Source organism: Mesobacillus sp. MER 48 (genome assembly GCF_023714225.1).
In the GTDB taxonomy this organism is placed as follows: Bacteria; Bacillota; Bacilli; order Bacillales; family Cytobacillaceae; genus Mesobacillus; species Mesobacillus oceanisediminis_A.
In genome coordinates, this window is sequence record NZ_JAMAUR010000001.1 from 982,484 (window position 1) to 1,000,327 (window position 17,844).

13 protein-coding genes, 1 other RNA gene and 1 other annotated feature are annotated in these 17,844 nt (G+C 46.0%); of the genes, 2 read left to right on the forward strand and 12 right to left on the reverse strand.

What is annotated here, in order from left to right:
* Positions 1 to 51 precede the first annotated feature (51 nt).
* From recD2 to cymR, 5 genes are all read right to left on the reverse strand, one after another.
* A complete protein-coding gene (gene recD2, locus M3593_RS05085; RefSeq protein WP_251540969.1) occupies positions 52 to 2,487 on the reverse strand; it encodes an SF1B family DNA helicase RecD2 in 2,436 nt (811 codons plus the stop codon).
* A gap of 33 nt (positions 2,488 to 2,520) precedes the next feature.
* Positions 2,521 to 3,180: a tetratricopeptide repeat protein gene (locus tag M3593_RS05090; protein ID WP_251540970.1), complete on the reverse strand. Its 660-nt coding sequence runs from the start codon at positions 3,178 to 3,180 to the stop codon at positions 2,521 to 2,523.
* Positions 3,181 to 3,278: 98 nt separating this feature from the next.
* Positions 3,279 to 4,394, reverse strand: coding sequence for a tRNA 2-thiouridine(34) synthase MnmA (gene mnmA, locus M3593_RS05095; RefSeq protein ID WP_251540971.1), 1,116 nt, complete (start codon positions 4,392 to 4,394; stop codon positions 3,279 to 3,281).
* A gap of 41 nt (positions 4,395 to 4,435) precedes the next feature.
* Positions 4,436 to 5,590, reverse strand: a complete 1,155-nt coding sequence (locus tag M3593_RS05100) for a cysteine desulfurase family protein (RefSeq protein ID WP_251540972.1) — start codon at positions 5,588 to 5,590, stop codon at positions 4,436 to 4,438.
* Between the two features lie 85 nt (positions 5,591 to 5,675).
* Entirely contained in the window at positions 5,676 to 6,098 is a 423-nt protein-coding gene (cymR, locus tag M3593_RS05105; protein WP_144476100.1) for a cysteine metabolism transcriptional regulator CymR, read from the reverse strand.
* Between the two features lie 218 nt (positions 6,099 to 6,316).
* On the opposite strand from cymR, the gene M3593_RS05110 reads away from it, so the two are divergent.
* A complete protein-coding gene (locus M3593_RS05110; RefSeq protein ID WP_144476099.1) occupies positions 6,317 to 7,591 on the forward strand; it encodes a replication-associated recombination protein A in 1,275 nt (424 codons plus the stop codon).
* 68 nt (positions 7,592 to 7,659) lie between these two features.
* Here M3593_RS05110 and M3593_RS05115 read toward each other — a convergent pair whose 3' ends face one another.
* The 5 genes from M3593_RS05115 to M3593_RS05135 form a co-directional block, all read right to left on the reverse strand.
* The gene (locus M3593_RS05115) at positions 7,660 to 8,421 is read right to left on the reverse strand and encodes a tRNA threonylcarbamoyladenosine dehydratase (RefSeq protein WP_144476098.1); all 762 of its coding nucleotides are present in this window, start codon (positions 8,419 to 8,421) and stop codon (positions 7,660 to 7,662) included.
* A gap of 489 nt (positions 8,422 to 8,910) precedes the next feature.
* A non-coding RNA gene (ssrS, locus tag M3593_RS05120) (6S RNA) lies at positions 8,911 to 9,098 on the reverse strand.
* Positions 9,099 to 9,160: 62 nt separating this feature from the next.
* A complete protein-coding gene (aspS, locus tag M3593_RS05125) occupies positions 9,161 to 10,936 on the reverse strand; it encodes an aspartate--tRNA ligase (protein WP_251540974.1) in 1,776 nt (591 codons plus the stop codon).
* A gap of 13 nt (positions 10,937 to 10,949) precedes the next feature.
* The gene (gene hisS / locus M3593_RS05130) at positions 10,950 to 12,227 is read right to left on the reverse strand and encodes a histidine--tRNA ligase (protein WP_251540975.1); all 1,278 of its coding nucleotides are present in this window, start codon (positions 12,225 to 12,227) and stop codon (positions 10,950 to 10,952) included.
* Positions 12,228 to 12,460: 233 nt separating this feature from the next.
* Positions 12,461 to 12,696 (reverse strand) — a binding site (T-box leader).
* A 61-nt stretch (positions 12,697 to 12,757) separates the two neighbouring features.
* Positions 12,758 to 12,934: a hypothetical protein gene (locus M3593_RS05135; protein ID WP_186326742.1), complete on the reverse strand. Its 177-nt coding sequence runs from the start codon at positions 12,932 to 12,934 to the stop codon at positions 12,758 to 12,760.
* Positions 12,935 to 13,116: 182 nt separating this feature from the next.
* Here M3593_RS05135 and M3593_RS05140 point away from each other — a divergent pair, with 182 nt between their 5' ends.
* The gene (locus tag M3593_RS05140; RefSeq protein WP_251540977.1) at positions 13,117 to 14,874 is read left to right on the forward strand and encodes an N-acetylmuramoyl-L-alanine amidase family protein; all 1,758 of its coding nucleotides are present in this window, start codon (positions 13,117 to 13,119) and stop codon (positions 14,872 to 14,874) included.
* Positions 14,875 to 14,920: 46 nt separating this feature from the next.
* On the opposite strand, the gene dtd is transcribed toward M3593_RS05140, so the two are convergent.
* Positions 14,921 to 15,361, reverse strand: coding sequence for a D-aminoacyl-tRNA deacylase (gene dtd, locus M3593_RS05145; protein ID WP_144476095.1), 441 nt, complete (start codon positions 15,359 to 15,361; stop codon positions 14,921 to 14,923).
* A gap of 50 nt (positions 15,362 to 15,411) precedes the next feature.
* Complete coding sequence (locus tag M3593_RS05150; protein WP_144476094.1) at positions 15,412 to 17,604, reverse strand: RelA/SpoT family protein; 2,193 nt, start codon at positions 17,602 to 17,604, stop codon at positions 15,412 to 15,414.
* Between the last annotated feature and the right edge of the window lie 240 nt (positions 17,605 to 17,844).

Below are 17,844 nucleotides of genomic sequence, written 5' to 3' on the forward strand. Positions count from 1 at the left end.
AGCGTTTCACTGTCTGTAAAAATAAAAAAGAATCCACATAGCTGCGGATTCTTATGCATTATTCTCTTCCATAAAATCATAAGGAGACACGTTCTCCATTCCGATCATCGGGTCCGCGCTCTTCATCATTTCCAGATAGTCAACCTGCTTACTGTCCTCTTGTGTAGCCGGTAAAGTTACCTTCTCTGTCTGCTTACCGCTCAAATCAGGAAGCATCTCGACTAGCTTTTCAACAAGCGTTGTATTCCGCTCTGTATCTTCTCCGCGTTCGATGCCCATTTTCAAGGCATCTTCTTCGCCAACGAGAATCAGGAATTGCTTGCTTCTTGTGATGGCCGTATAGATTAAATTCCTTCGCAGCATCCTGTAATAACTTTTCACAACCGGAAGTACGACAATCGGAAATTCACTCCCCTGTGATTTATGCACCGAACAGCAGTAAGCATGGGTAATTTGTGAAAGATCTGGACGATTATAAGTTACTTCGATCCCGTCAAAGGAAACAATCAACTGATCTTGTTTTTCTGTGTTTTCCTTTGCGTAAAAAATCGCGACGACCTCACCCATATCCCCGTTGAACACATTTGCTTCCGGCTGGTTGACCAGCTGGAGGACCTTATCGCCGATCCGGTATTTCACATCGCCGAAGGCCAGCTCTTTCCTTGTGCCGTCTGCATTCGGATTGAATAAATTCTGCAAAAGCTCGTTTAGCCGGTCAATCCCTGCAGGTCCCCGGTACATAGGAGCCAGAACCTGGATATTTCTTGGCGAATAGCCTTTTTTCTTGGCATTTGCGACAACTTTTTCGACTACTTGGGGAATCTGGTTTGTCGAACATCTTATAAAAGAGCGGTCAGCCTGTTGGGCAGAAATGTCCTCAGGCAGATACCCTTTTTTGATTTGGTGGGCAAGTTCAATGATTGATGAACCTTCTGCCTGCCTGTAAATATCGGTCAGCCTCACTGTAGGAATCCTGCCGGAATCAAGCAGGTCCTTCAATACCTGCCCTGGACCAACGGAAGGAAGCTGGTCTTCATCGCCCACAATGATAACCTGAATATTATCAGGCAGTGATTTGAACAATTGATGGGCCAGCCAGATATCGACCATTGAGGTCTCATCAATAATCAGGATTTTCCCTTCAAGCGGCTGATCCTCATTATGTTCAAAGCCTTCAGCGCCATTCCAGCGAAGCAGCCTGTGGATGGTTACGGCAGGCAGACCCGTGGACTCGGTCATTCGTTTTGCGGCCCTGCCGGTAGGAGCTGCAAGCAAAAACGGATACGGCTCCTCCTTTTTATAATCTTTCGGCTCCAAAGAACAGCCATGGAGTTCTCCGTATAGTTCCACGATCCCTTTTATTACGGTCGTTTTCCCTGTACCAGGTCCGCCTGTCAGGATCATCATTGGCGACATCAGTGCTGTCTGGATGGCTTCTTTTTGACTCGGAGCATATTGGACATTGAGACGCTCTTCAAGATTCCCGAGCGCAAGGAGGAATTCGGATTCAGGAAATTGATTTTCATACTCCGTTTGTTCAAGAATCCTTTTGATATTCGCCACAAGTCCCTTTTCAGAATAATAGAGCGATGGCAAATAGATTCTCTGCTCTTCGGCAATCAGCTTTCCTTCTTCACCGAGCTTGATGATTTCCCTGGAGATATCCGTAAATTCAATCTGGAAATTCTGATTGTCTTCAAGCAGCTTTTTCACATCTACAAGCAGTGCTTCCGCCTCCATGAAGACATGTCCGCCCTGTATGCTTGAATTCTCCAGGGTATAAAGGCAGGCAGCCTTGATCCGGTCAGGATGGTTACCCGTCAGGCCCAGTTGGCTTCCAAGTTCATCCGCCCTGCCAAAACCGATGCCCTCAATGTCTTCAACAAGCTTATAGGGATTATTTTGGATCACTTCAATGGCCTGCTCTTTATACACTTGATATATCTTCATCGACAGCTGCGGGCCAAAACCATAATCGTTCAAAGCGACCATCACCTGTTCAAGGCCCTGATGCTCCATCAGAGTATCATACAAGTCCTTTGCCTTTTCAGGTGCCAGTTTCGGAATCTGGTCCAGAACAGAGGGATTCTCGATGATCCTCGTGATGGCTTTTTCACCAAGAGTCTCAACGATTTTTTCAGCCGTTTTCTTTCCGATTCCTTTAAAAAGGTCACTGGACAAATAGCTGATGATTCCCTGTTTTGACTGAGGAAGGTCTTTTCTAAAATGCGTTGCATGAAATTGTGCGCCAAACTTGGGATGTTCTTTTACCTCACCAAAGAAAATATATGTCTCCTGCTCATGAACCCTGGGGAAGTACCCGGTAATGACTGCCTCTTTATCATCATACTGTTCATTTGTTTCCTCGACCCTGATTCTCAGTACGGTGTAAAGGTTTTGTTCATTATGGAAAATGGTGACTAAATGCTTTCCTTTCATGAACTTCCCCTGCTCTGAAAACAAATCTAGAGAGTTCTGTTTATCCAAAGTTTCTTCCCCCTTTCCGCTGATTCACCGCATTTATTGGTTATCTTGTCCCTCAATCAATTTCTTTCCATGGCCGGCCAGCAGATGGTCAGGCTGTACTTCCAATGCGCGATTGAACATTTCAAGAGCTTTTTTGCCATCTTCTTTGAAACCGTAGGCAACGCCAAGATTATAGAGTGCATCGGCATGTCCAAGGTCAAGCATAACTGACTTTTCAAGTACGGTTATTGCTTCATCAATAAAGTTTTCCCTCGCAAGGCATAGCCCGTATTGGAAATGCGCTTCAGCATCATCCTCAAGAAGTTCAGTGCTTCGCTGCAGATATGGCAATGCCAGCTTGCTGCTTTCCATATTCGCAAGGCTCATGCCAAGCATGAAAAAGTTATCCCCGGTTTCCAGACCCTTTTTCAGGGCTAGTTCAAACATACTTTTAGCCTGAGCAAAATTTTGCTGGTCAAAATAAACCCCACCCTTGCTGTAATAGGCAGCAGGGGCATTTTCATCAAGATCGATTGCTTTATCGTAAAAATTCATTGCTCTTTCGGTATCGCCTACTGCTGTAAGGACATTCCCGAAATTTATGTATGCAACAGGATCCTTTGGCTGTTCTTCGATCGCTTCAGCGAAAGCCTTGGCAGCCTCTTCCCATTTTCCTTCTCTCATCAAATCAATACCTGTCTGGTTTTTATCCATTTTGAACACTCCATTCTCCATGCCAGTATACCACAATCATGTAATCAAACTCACAAAATAATCCCCGGCGAAGCTGGCCCGCCGGGGATCAATCAGAATTAACCGACATATGTCAATTTGCTTCCGTTTTTGAAAATCTCATCAATCGTTCCGCCGCCAAGACATTCTTCTCCATCATAGAAAACGACAGCTTGTCCTGGAGTAATAGCGCGGATTGGTTCTTTGAAAATCACTTTTGCGGTTCCATCGTCCTGAAGCTCAACCGTTACAGCATTATCAGGCTGGCGGTAGCGGAATTTCGCCGTGCACTCAAAGGTCCTTGGCTTTGGCTTGTCGGATACGAAGCTGATATTCACAGCCGTAATGCTGTCTGAATAGAGCAGATCGTTATGGAATCCTTGTTCAACTAGCAATACATTGCGCTCAAGGTCCTTTCCAACCACAAACCATGGTTCGCCTGCACCGCCGATCCCCAGGCCCTGTCTCTGGCCGATCGTATAATACATCAGACCGTCATGCTTGCCTTTTACTTCACCACTCATGGTCTCCATATTTCCCGGTTGGGCTGGAAGGTAATTTCCCAGGAACTCCTTGAAATTCCTTTCACCAATGAAGCAAATGCCAGTGCTGTCTTTTTTCGTTGCTGTGGCTAGATTTGCTTCCTTTGCCAGTTCCCTCACGCGGGACTTTTCCATATCGCCAATGGGGAACAATACTTTTTCCAACTGGCTCTGGTTCAGCTGATTCAAGAAGTAGGTCTGGTCTTTGTTCTCATCAAGTCCGCGAAGCATTTTCCGCTCGCCGTCCCGGTCTTCCACGCGGGCATAATGGCCTGTCGCAAGATAATCCGCTCCAAGATTCATCGCGTGCTCAAGGAATGCTTTGAATTTGATTTCTTTATTGCACATGACATCAGGGTTTGGCGTCCTGCCTGCTTTATATTCATCCAAGAAATAAGTAAAAACTTTATCCCAGTATTGTTTCTCAAAATTGACTGCATAATACGGAATGCCGATCTGGTTGCACACGCGGATGACATCTTCATAATCCTCCGTGGCTGTGCAGACGCCGTTTTCATCGGTGTCGTCCCAGTTCTTCATGAAGATGCCGATCACATCATAGCCCTGCTCCTTAAGGACCAGCGCAGCGACGGATGAGTCGACTCCCCCGGACATTCCAACCACCACTCTAGTATCTTTCGGTGATTTTTCCATTATGCTTCACCTCACTCTCTTCCTTTAAAACTAGTGTACCCTTATGCCCGTTTGTTTTTCGCGAGCCTCTGGACAATATTAGCTGTATCTGCAGCAGCTTTGTCAATCTGTTCTGGTGTATTGTTTAATCCGAAACTGAAACGGATCGAGTTCGTCAGCTTGTCAGAATCTTTTCCGAACATTGCAACCAGCACATGTGATGGGTCAATGGAACCTGCTGTGCATGCTGAACCACTTGATGCCGCAATTCCAGCCAGGTCGAGATTGACAAGCATGGCTTCGACATTTGTACCAGGAAAGCTTAAGTTTAAAATATGAGGCAGTGAATTATCAAGCAATCCGTTCAGCTGGAAAGAGATTCCGCTTTCTTCAAGCCTGCTGATGAAACGCTTCTGCAAATCCCGATATAAGGCGCGCTTGCGCTCAAGCTCTAGTTGCGATAGACGAACAGCTTTCCGGAATCCGGCAATTGCTGCTACATTTTCAGTACCTGCACGGCGCTTCCTCTCCTGTTCCCCGCCGAAAAGCTGGCGTGCCAGCTTAATTCCATCTCGGATATAAAGAAAACCGATTCCTTTTGGTCCATTGATTTTATGGGCCGAAACAGAAAGCATATCCACCTTCAATTCTTCTACGCTGAAGTTCTCGATTCCATAAGCCTGGACTGCATCCGTATGGAAAACGGCCTGGTGTCCGGCAAGTCGCTTCCCTATTTCTGCAATCGGCTGAATTGTCCCCACTTCATTATTTCCGTACATGATGGTCACAAGAATCGTATCATCCCGCAGCGCATCATCAAAAGCATTAATGGAAACAAGGCCATTTTCATCAACAGGGAGATAAGTGACCTCAAAGCCCCGTTTTTCCAACTCCTCACAGCTATGCAGGACAGCATGGTGTTCAACCTGCGTCGTAATGATATGCTGCCCTTTTGAGCGGTTTTGTTCGGCATAGCCAATAATAGCGAGGTTATCCGCTTCCGTTCCGCCGCTTGTGAAAATGATATTGTTCCCTTTTGTCCCGATGCTTTTTGCTAGTTCATCACGAGTATCATCCAGGATTTTTCTCGCCTCGCGCCCGAAATGGTGGATGCTTGAAGGATTCCCAAACTCAGATTCCATGACTTTAACCATTTCAGCCAGGACTTCTGGATGCATCGGTGTTGTGGCCGCATGGTCCAAATAGATTCTATCCAAAGTTTTACCCTCTCTTCAGAATATTTTAGTTTATATAGGCTCTGTTCGTCAGCTTTGCATTCAAAAGTCAATGTAAAAACAGCTTTTATATATAAAACATGTACGCATCAGACTCGCCAAAATTATCGGTGTGATTGGCAAGATCTTCAATCGTGGTGTTGTCCAGGACATCTTTTACTGCATCCCTGATACGGGTCCACAGTTCGCGTTTTGCAGGTTCTTCATCCTCAATGCCTTCGACAATACTGATTGGGCCTTCAAGGACCCTGATGATATCGCCTGCTGAGATCTGCGAAGGCTCAGAACCAAGAATATATCCTCCATACGCTCCTCTGATGCTTTTTACCAGTCCGGCATTCCTCAGGGGAGCCACCAGCTGTTCTAAATAGTGCTCTGATAAATCATTCGTTTGCGCAATCGACTTTAAAGAAATTGGCCCTTCGCCAAACTTTTTGGCAAGCTCAATCATAATTGTCAGTCCATAGCGCCCTTTCGTGGATATTTTCATATTGCACCTCTATTCCATAGTTCTTTAAAATGGGTTGATATTTATTTGATATATTCATAATGCCCCATATGGCATTCTCACACTATAAATTTTAACAAAATCCTTAGTCAATAGGTAGGCTTTTGACATTATAGCATAAATTGCATGTACAATGCGCAAGTCCCCCGTTCATGTTATTGTATATATACACGAAATTCCGTTTTATTGGAGCGATGAGCATGAACCTTAAACCTCTTGCTTTCAGGATGAGGCCGCGGACGATCGAGGAAGTGATCGGCCAGTCCCACCTGGTAGCTGAAGGAAAAATCATAAACAGAATGGTCAAGGCGAGACAATTATCGTCAATGATTCTATATGGACCGCCTGGCATCGGGAAAACTTCGATTGCCAGTGCGATTGCCGGGAGCACGAATTTTGCATTCAGGACACTGAATGCCGTCACGAACAATAAAAAAGATATGGAAGTAGTAGCTGCAGAAGCGAAGATGTCAGGGAAAGTCATCCTGCTGCTTGATGAGGTGCACCGGCTTGACAAAGCAAAACAGGATTTCCTGCTTCCATACCTGGAAAATGGGATGATCGTCCTGATTGGTGCCACAACCAGCAATCCGTACCATGCGATCAATCCTGCCATCCGCTCAAGATGCCAGATTTTTGAATTGAAGCCGCTTGAACCAGAGGATATAAAAACAGCTTTGCGAAGAGCGATTGCCGATGAAGAAAGAGGCCTCGGCAACTTGAAGATCGAGCTGACAGAAGAGGCACTTACCCATTTCGCCACAGCCTCCGGCGGAGATGTGAGAAGCTCCTTGAATGCCCTGGAGCTTGCTGTTTTATCCACTGAACCAAATGGAGAAGGTATCATCCATATCGATGAGGGCGCAGCAGAAGAATGCATGCAGAAAAAGAGTCTCTCTCACGATAAAGATGGTGATGCACACTACGATGTCCTGTCAGGTTTCCAGAAGTCCATCAGGGGCAGCGATGTGAATGCGGCTCTCCATTATCTTGGAAGATTGATTGAAGCAGGCGATCTTGTCAGCATCAACCGAAGACTTCTGGTGATTGCCTATGAAGACATCGGATTGGCAAGTCCACAGGCTGGGCAAAGGACACTTGCAGCAATTGAAGCAGCCGAAAGAGTCGGCTTACCGGAGGCAAGGATTCCACTCGCTAATGCGGTGATCGAGTTATGCCTGTCCCCTAAATCGAACTCTGCTTATGCCGCCATTGATTCAGCACTGGCTGATATCCGCTCAGGCATCAGCGGAGAAGTGCCTGATCACTTAAAGGATGCCCACTACAAAGGGGCAAAGGACCTTGGGAGAGGAGTGGACTATCTGTACCCGCATGATTACGAGGGTGGCTGGGTCAAACAGCAGTATCTCCCGGACAGAATCAAAAACAAGGTATACTATAAACCAAAGAAAACCGGGAAGTTCGAACAGGCCATTGCCTCCATCTATGAAAAAATCACCGGACACAAAAAATAAGCGGCAGGACCTTTTTAGAGGTCCTTGCCGCTTTTTCAGCTGTTTATAGGTCTGAAATCGATTTTTCCTTAGCTGTTCACTCGCTCAATTTCGATGTCTTTTAATAATTCCCTGACTACATGGCTGGCCATGATGAGTCCCGCTACTGAAGGAACGAACGCATTGGAAGACGGAGGCATTTTAGCCTTGCGGATTTCGGCATTGTCATTTCCTACCTCTTTCCGTACATCCTCCCTGATGACAATCGGGCTTTCGTCTGAAAAGACAACAGGGATTCCTTTTTTGATTCCTTCTTTTCGCAGGCGGGTACGGATGACTTTCGCCAGCGGATCGGTATGGGTCTTGAAAATATCAGCAATCTGGAAACGCGTAGGATCCATTTTATTAGCCGCACCCATGCTTGAAATCATTGGAATGCCCCTGTTGATGGATTCCTTGATCAGATGGATTTTATAAGAAATCGTATCTGAAGCATCGACAATAAAATCAAGGTCGTAGCCAAAGATCTCTTCATAGGTTTCCTCAGTATAGAACATTTTCAGCGCTACAACTTCGCATTCGGGATTAATATCCATAATCCTGTCACGCATCACTTCGACCTTTTGCTTGCCGACTGTCGAAAGCAGCGCAATTAACTGGCGGTTGACATTCGTGATATCAACATCATCCTTGTCAATCAAAATTAGTTTGCCAACTCCAGACCGTGCCAGTGCTTCTGCCGCAAATGAACCGACACCGCCAATTCCTAATACAGCTACCGTACTGTTTTTCATTATATCAAGGCCCTCTTTGCCGATGGCCAGTTCATTTCTAGAAAATTGATGAAGCATCCAGACTCACTCCAAATATTAAGATTGGTGTTACTATCTATACCCGCTTTCGAATATAACATACCTATCGTTAATTTCAAGTATTTTTATAGGAATTAATGTGTATTGGCATGGTGATGGAAGAGTTCTAGCAAAGATATAGCCTTTCCATCGGACTAACGTAGGTTCGAAACCGGATAACTGTCCGTTAGACGCTCTCTATCGGACAAACTTAGGTCTAAAACCCAGATAACTGTCCATTAGACGCTCTCTATCGGACAAACGCAAGTCCAAAAACCGGATAACTGTCCGTTAGACCCTCTCTATCGGACAAACGTAAGTCCAAAACCCGGATATCTGTCCATTAGACACCCTATCTCGGTCATAACTTTACGTTAGGCGAAAATCTATTAACATCTAAATTCCAGATCAAAAAAGCAATCCCCAAACCCAAGTTCCATAAAAACAAAAAAGCCATGCGGATGCATGGCTTTGGTGTACGTATGTAGGAAGAGTCCCAATCGTGCCGTCGTGTTGGATGCCTTCGTCTTGAACCCGCTCTCAGCAGGTGGGTGCCCTGTTCCGGGTTTCTGTAAGTCCTCTAGCCAGAGGCATTTACGCGGCCCGAAAACTCGTGCTCCCGAAGGATAGATGTTAGGTCAAAACTTCAGGTTAAACAACGAACACATCAGGACTCTTCATCTGTTGTTATTATATTATCACACGCTTGAATCAACTTCAAGAAAATGGGTGCTGGATATTACTGGTCTTTTTTAACATTTAATGACAAATGCAATTCATCCAGCTGGGCTCCGCTAACTTCTCCAGGAGCGTCTGTCAAAAGGTCGCTTGCGCTTGCTGTTTTCGGGAAGGCGATTGTGTCGCGGAGGTTTGACCTGCCCGCAAGCAGCATCACCATTCTGTCTAGTCCAAGCGCTATGCCTCCATGTGGCGGTGTGCCATATTCAAAGGCTTCAAGCAGGAAGCCGAATTGTTCATATGCCTGTTCTTTAGTGAATCCCAGCACTGAGAACATTTTTTCCTGGACATCTCTTTCAAAAATCCTTAAGGATCCGCCGCCAAGTTCATAGCCGTTCAGAACAAGGTCATATGCCTGTGCTTTTACATTCGCTGGATCGCTCTCAAGCATTGGAAGGTCTTCGCGGACTGGCATCGTAAATGGATGGTGTGCAGCGAAGTAACGGTCTGCTTCTTCGTCGAATTCCAACAGTGGCCAGTCTGTCACCCAGAGGAAGTTGAATTTGCTCTGGTCGATCAGTCCGAGCTCTTTTCCAAGCTTCAGGCGCAATGCACCAAGCGCATCTGCCACGACATTTTTCTTGTCCGCTACGAACAGCAGAAGGTCACCCGCCGTGACATCAAGCTTAGCTTGAAGATCAGCCTGCTCTTCTTCGCCAAAGAATTTTGAGATTGGCCCTTTTAGGCCATCCTCTTCCGCTTTCAGCCAAGCCAGGCCTTTCGCTCCGTATACAGCCACAAATTCAGTCAGGCCATCAATATCCTTGCGTGAGTAATTGGATGCCGCACCTTTTACATTGATTGCCTTGACCTGGCCGCCTCCTGCGACAGCAGATGCGAATACCTTGAACCCTGAATCCTTGACTGTTTCGGAAAGGTCAACAATCTCCATGCTGAAGCGTGTATCCGGCTTGTCGGATCCAAAGCGGTCCATTGCTTCCTGGTAACTCATGCGAGGGAATGGCAATGTCACTTCCAATCCTTTTACATCCTTCATGACTTTTTGCATCATTTTTTCAGTTAGGCCCATGATCTCTTCCTGGCTCATGAAGCTTGTTTCGATATCAATCTGCGTGAATTCTGGCTGGCGGTCAGCACGCAGGTCCTCGTCACGGAAGCATCGGGCGATTTGGTAGTAACGCTCGAAGCCGCCAACCATCATCAGCTGCTTGAAAATCTGCGGAGATTGCGGAAGAGCGTAGAATTCACCCGGATGCACACGGCTTGGTACGAGATAGTCCCTCGCTCCTTCAGGCGTGCTCTTTGTTAAGATTGGTGTTTCAACATCCAGGAACCCTTCGCCATCCAGGTAATCGCGAATCGCTTTTGTTACCTGATGCCTCATTTTAAAAGTCTCGAACATGACCGGGCGGCGAAGATCCAGATAGCGGTATTTCAAACGCACATCTTCAGATACATCCGTTTTGTCTGCAATTACAAACGGCGTTGTTTTCGCTTCATTGATAATGGTCAGGTCGTCTACCTGGACTTCGATCTTTCCAGTTTTAAGGTTTTCGTTCACACTGCCTGCTTCGCGGGCAATGACAGTCCCTTTTACATCAAGGACGTACTCTGTACGGACCTTCTCGGCGATGGAAAGCGCCTCTGGTGATACTTCAGGATTGAAAACAATCTGGACAAGGCCGGTTCTGTCCCGGAGGTCGATGAAAATCAGTCCTCCCAGATCACGGCGCTTTTGCACCCAGCCTTTTAGCGTAACCTTTTCACCAACTGCCTTTTCTGTTACTTCACCGCAAAAATATGATCTCCCAAACATGTAAACTCCCCCACTATCTGCAGATTTCCTTGAATTTTTCAATAAAGCTCTCAAGCGGCAGTTCTTTCTGCTCCCCGTCCGCCATTGATTTTAGATTGATTTTATTTTCTTTCAGTTCATTTTCGCCCAGAACGGCCACGTACCTAGCATTGACCCTGTCTGCAGCCTTGAATTGAGCTTTGATTTTACGATCAAGATAATCGCGTTCTGCCGAGAATCCTGCCATCCTTAACTTGTGAAGCAGGCCTACCGTATAATCTTTTGCCTCATCGCCGAGTGAAACGAGATAGCAATCGATTTCCTCCTTGACCGGCAGTTCGACACCTTCTGCATCAAGGGCTGCAAGCAATCTCTCAATACTCAGTGCAAAACCGATACCCGGTGTTTCCGGACCGCCGATTTCTTCAACCAGGCCATTGTATCTGCCGCCGCCGCAAAGCGTGGTGATCGCGCCGAACCCTTCAGCATTGCTCATGATTTCAAAAGCCGTGTGGTTGTAATAATCCAGACCGCGCACGAGGTTGGCATCTACTTCGAATTCAATTCCCAGGTCTGTCAGGTATTTTGTGACTTTGTTAAAATATACCCTTGAATCATCCGTCAAGTAATCAATGATGGATGGTGCTGACTTCATCAGCTCGTGGTCACGGTCCGCTTTGCAATCGAGGATCCGCATCGGATTTTTTTCAAGGCGGTTCTGGCAGTCGCTGCAGAATTCCCCGATCCGCGGTTTGAAGTGGCTCACAAGTGCCTCTCTGTGTGCAGTACGGCTCTCCTTGTCTCCGAGGCTATTAACCACCAACTTCAGCTTTTTTAGCCCCAGCTCCTGATAGATTCCCATCGCAAGCGAGATTACCTCGGCATCAATCGCAGGATCCGCACTTCCCATTGCTTCTACGCCAAACTGGACAAATTGGCGGAAGCGTCCTGCCTGGGGACGTTCATAACGGAACATAGGCCCCATATAATAAAGCTTTACTGGCTGGTTCGGATTTCCGAACATTTTATTCTCGACAAAAGAGCGGACAGCCGCTGCTGTTCCTTCCGGGCGCAGTGTCAAGCTTCGATCTCCTCTGTCAGTGAATGTATACATTTCTTTTTGAACGATATCTGTCGTATCCCCAACGCCTCGCTGGAATAATTCTGTATGCTCAAAAATCGGTGTCCTGATCTCCCGATACTGGTATCTTTCACAAAGTTCTCTTGCTTTCGCCTCAATAAGCTGCCATTTTTCAGTCTGGCCTGGCAAAATGTCCTGTGTTCCGCGTGGAATTTTGATTTGGTTAGACACAGTTCATCCTCCTCCATTCAATAGGTCTTTATGTATAGAAAAGCGCAAGCGCCTTGGTCAGCCCCGACAAGCGTTGGAGGGTCGACCGGTGAAGTCGTTCTTTGACTTCATTGGGCGGACCGAAACGTCTCGAGGGGCTAGGCGCTGGAGCTGGACAATTCTCAAAGTGAATTGTATACTTTCTTATCCCGTAAAAAAGAATGCAAAAAAGCCCCCAATCCCTTGCTATAATAACAAGGGACGAGAGCTTTGATTCCCGTGGTGCCACCCTAATTGAAGCGCCAATCGGCACTTCCTCTTTAACAGTTAACGCCTGCCTACGTCTTCTCCTACTGACGGCATTGCCGATGTTCAGAGAAAATCCTTCGGAGTGTTCATTCACCAGGTCATCATGCAGAAATGCTTCCAGCCGCGGCATTTCCTCTCTTGCCATTGTCTCCTGGCTACTATGCTCCATCAACGGTATGTTTTCCGTATGACATTTTATTTATATTATAATACGGAGTCCAATTAGCAATGTCAAGCACAATTCAATAACGTTCCAGCTGTTTTTTCAATTTTCTCACGTCACGGAGTGAAAGGCCAAATTCCGACGCCAATTCCACGACGTGTGCGTTTTGTTCTTTTTGAATGAAATCGTGGAAATCCACCCCGAATAGCTGGTTCTCACCGGTTGCTGCGGAAATTCCTTTATCACTGAAACGCATGGTATCACCTTCCATTGTTTATTGCCTATTATTCTTCCCACCATTTTTCGATTTTATATACGCTTTTTTCTATTGAATTTTCTTAATTGGTTCCGATATAAGAAAAAAGTCTTCGTGATTTTGCCGGTAAATTCCGGTAATATATTTTTATAAGACTCTATAAAGAATAAGGGAGGGAGATCATGCCCAGAAAGAAAATGGTTCCTGTCATCCTTTGCCTGATGCTTATATTTGGGAACCTGCCCGTTTTAGAGACGGCCAAAGCAGACAATGGCAGTGTATCGATTACTGCCACAAGCCTGAATGTCAGAAATGGTCCTGGACTGAGTTACCCTGTTACAGGGTCGGTTAAAAAAGGCGAAAAATTTCCAATCATAAAAGAAGAAGGCGATTGGATCCAACTCAGTCTTGGAGGCAGCAAAAAAGGCTGGGTAGCACAGTGGTTCACTGTCAGGGAAGGTGTCAAGCCAGCAGTTACCCAAAAGCCAGCAGGCAACTCGGGAAGCGTTACGGCCGATGGACTGCGTGTAAGGAAAGGCCCGGGCACCAATTATGATGTAATTGGATCATTTAATCGTGGACAGGCTGTCGAGGTCCTCAGTTCAAAAGGCAATTGGGCAGAAGTGCGCACTGCCGCTTTACAAGGCTGGGTTGCCATGGAGTACATAAATTCGAAAAAGAATGAAACGACGGCACAACCATCCAAACCTGCTGTATCAAGCGGGACGGTCACTGCCACCTCCCTGAATGTAAGGGAGAAACCATCTTTAAACGCCAGCAGAGTCGGACAATTGAACAATGGAGCTGTAGTTCCCGTCCACTCTCAGTCCAACGGTTGGGCAGAGATTACATATGCAGGGAAAAAGGCCTGGGTAAGCGCTGATTATTTAAAAATCAGCGGAACACCTTCATCAGGCAGTGCCTCGCCCGCCCCTGCTGATCAATTCACGGGTACGGTAACGGCATCTAACCTGAATGTCCGTGACAAAAATTCACTTAATGGCTCGGTCATCGGTTCTGTTTCCAAGGGGCAGAATTTCAAGATCCTTGATGAAAAAAATAAATGGGTCAAAATTGAATATCAGTCAGGGAAAACAGGCTGGGCTGCCAGCTGGTTTTTCGATATCAAGAAAAGCGGCCCCACGGCTGCGCCAAGCCAGCCAGTAAAAAACAGCAACGTTTCCATGCTCCATGATGGGACAAACATCCGTAAAGGCCCAAGCACAGGAACACCGGTGATTTTTCGTGCAAACCAGGGAGACAGCTTTGAAATCATAAGTGTCGAAAAGGACTGGTATAAAATCGCTCTTCCAAATGGAGCAACAGGCTTTGTAGCAGGATGGATCGTTTCAGTACAGGGCAATGCACCGCAAATAGAAAAGCCAGGTGCAGAAAAGCATACAAAAAATAAAACGATTGTCATTGACCCCGGGCACGGAGGCCGTGACAATGGTACAACCGGCGTGAGAGGATCTTTGGAAAAAACGATCACCTTGAAAACAGCACAGCTTCTATACGAAAAGCTAAGAGCAGCTGGCACGAACGCCGTCCTTACCAGGAATAATGATCAATACATCTCACTGGGGTCCAGAGTCAGCAGTTCGCATTACCATAACGCCGACGCATTTATCAGCATTCATTATGATAGCATCAATGACAGGACTGTCAGGGGGATGACAACCTATTATTATAATTCAAAGCAAAAGCCCCTGGGCGACCAAATCCACTCCTCGGTTGTAAGCAAAACGATGCTTAAAGACCGCGGCTCCCGTTTTGGTGACTATCATGTCATCAGGGAAAACAGACAGGCAGCCGTACTTCTTGAATTAGGCTATTTGAGCAACCCTGCAGAGGAAATGCTCGTCAATACACAGCAGTACCAGGAAGCTGTGGCGAATGGTATTTTTGAAGGACTGGCTCGCTATTTTAAAAACAATTAAAAAGAAGGGATCCCGCTAATTCGGGATCCCTTCTTTTCGCCTGGATTCATTTGCTGTCGATGATCAAGGTTACCGGACCGTCATTGGTCAATTGAACGTCCATCATGGCGCCAAATACGCCAGTTTCAACCTTCAATCCCTTTTCGGCAACAAAACGGTTGAATGCTTCATAGATTGTTTCTGCATGGTCCGGCTTTGCTGCATCCATGAAATTCGGACGGCGCCCTTTGCGGCAATCTCCATAAAGGGTAAATTGGGAAACAGAAAGAACCTCTCCCCCCACATCAAGCAGGGAAAGATTCATCTTACCGGCTTCATCTTCAAATACTCTTAAATTCGCTGCCTTCTCAGCAAGGAAAGCAGCATCTTTTTCAGTATCCTCATGGGTAACCCCCACCAGGATGACAAATCCTTTTTCAATGGAGCCTTTTACTTCTCCATCAACAGTAACTGTTGCTTCTTTGCTTCTCTGTATTACTAAACGCATTATGATTCTCCTTACATGTCAAGTCTCCCTTAACGCATTAGCATCAGGGATTAACTCATGACCCTTCTGACAGCGTAGATATCCGGAATCTGCTTGATCCGGTCCACGACCTTTTGCAGGTGGCTGACATTATGGATGGCAATCGACATATTGATGGTCGCCATTTTATTTTTATCTGACTTGCCGGAAACGGCAGTAATGTTCGTCTTTGTTTCATTAACGGCCTGAAGTACCTCGTTCAGCAATCCTCTGCGGTCATAGCCGCTGATCTCGATGTCAACATTGTATTCTTTCCGGTCGTTAAGGGCGGTTTCCCATTCAACCGGAATCAGCCTTGCTTGCGCATCCTCTGTGTGGATATTCGTGCAATCGGAACGGTGAACGGATACACCCCTGCCTTTTGTGATGAATCCAACAATATCATCTCCAGGTACAGGGTTGCAGCAGCGGGAAAGCCTGATGAGCAGATTGTCGATGCCAGAGACCCGGACACCAGATTCACGTTTCTTCGCAGGTGTGAAAGCCTTAAGCTCGGATACGGCATTTGAGATATCCTTTTCCTGCTCAAGGTCACGCTGCTTGCGAAGCTTTTCCGTCAGCCTGTTCGCCACTTGGAGTGCAGTAATGCCGTTATAGCCGATTGAAGCGAATAAATCTTCTTCATTGGTAAAATTGAATTTCTCTGAAACCTTTTTAAGATTTTCAGAGGTCAGGATTTCTTTGACATCGAAGTCCATATTGCGGATTTCTTTTTCTAAAAGCTCCCGGCCTTTTTCAACATTCTCATCCTTCTGCTGCTTTTTGAAGAACTGGCGAATCTTGTTTTTGGCCTGGGAAGTTTGAGCCAGCTTGAGCCAGTCCTTGCTTGGACCGTAAGAATGTTTCGACGTCAGGATTTCAATGATATCCCCTGTCTTCAGCTGGTAATCAAGCGTGACCATTTTGCCATTGACTTTCGCACCAATCGTCTTGTTGCCGATTTCGGAGTGGATCCGATAGGCGAAATCGATCGGGACGGAACCAGCAGGCAATTCGATGACATCGCCTTTTGGGGTGAAAATAAATACCATATCCGAGAATAGGTCAATTTTGAGAGACTCCATGAATTCTTCGGCATTCGCAGTATCATTCTGGAATTCAAGGATTTCTCTGAACCATGATAGCTTCGTTTCAAAATTGGAACCGTCAGCAGGTTTGCCTTCTTTATACGCCCAGTGTGCAGCCACCCCGAATTCGGCGATCCGGTGCATTTCATCGGTCCTGATCTGGACTTCGAGCGGATCCCCTTTCGGACCAATGACTGTTGTATGCAGCGACTGGTACATATTAGGCTTTGGCATCGCAATATAGTCCTTGAACCGGCCAGGCATCGGTTTCCAGCAGGTATGGATGATTCCAAGGATGGCATAACAGTCCTTAATGCTGTTAACGACTATCCTGACAGCAAGCAGGTCGTAAATTTCATTGAACTGCTTGTTTTGCAGCACCATTTTTCGATAGATGCTGTAAATATGCTTCGGCCTTCCCGAAATTTCAGCCTTGATTGAAACCTCTTTCATCCTTTCCCTTACCTCATCAATGACCTCATCAAGGTACTGTTCGCGTTCTGCTCTTTTCTTTTTCATCAAATTGACGATCCGGTAATATTGCTGAGGGTTGAGATAGCGCAATGCCGTATCTTCAAGTTCCCATTTGATCTTGGAGATACCAAGTCTGTGAGCGAGCGGAGCAAAAATCTCCAGTGTCTCATTGGAAATCCTGCGCTGCTTTTCACTTGGCAAATGTTTCAGAGTCCTCATATTATGAAGGCGGTCAGCAAGCTTGATCAGGATGACACGGATATCCTGTGCCATCGCCACAAACATTTTCCGGTGGTTTTCAGCCTGCTGTTCTTCATGGGACTTGTACTTGATTTTACCAAGCTTTGTGACGCCATCAACAAGCATCGCCACTTCGTCATTGAAGGCCTCTCTTAAATCATCAAGAGTCACTTCCGTATCTTCGACGACATCGTGAAGAAAACCGGCAGCAACAGTTGCCGGGTCCATCTCAAGGTCGGCAAGGATGCCCGCTACCTGGATTGGATGGATGATATACGGTTCACCCGACTTCCTGAATTGATCGTGATGAGCCTGCCTGGCGAACTCATATGCCTTCCTTACCAATTCAACATGTTGATCATTTAAATATGATTTTGTACAGTCAATGACTTGTTCAGCTGTCATTACCTGGTCATTCGCCATAGGATCACCTAATTTAGATTTCTTTATATATTAACCCGCTTTATATTCACCAGCGGGCACCAAGGAAAAAATCGACACATATACATGAAAATCCTTTATATACAATAATTATTCTTATAAAGGATTGTTACTATTATCAAAGAAAAAATCGAAGATGTAAAGAGAAAGGAAGATATTTTACAGCAGAAATTAAAAAAATTGTCGAAAGATATTTAATTTCTGGCAATTTAGCCCTATAAA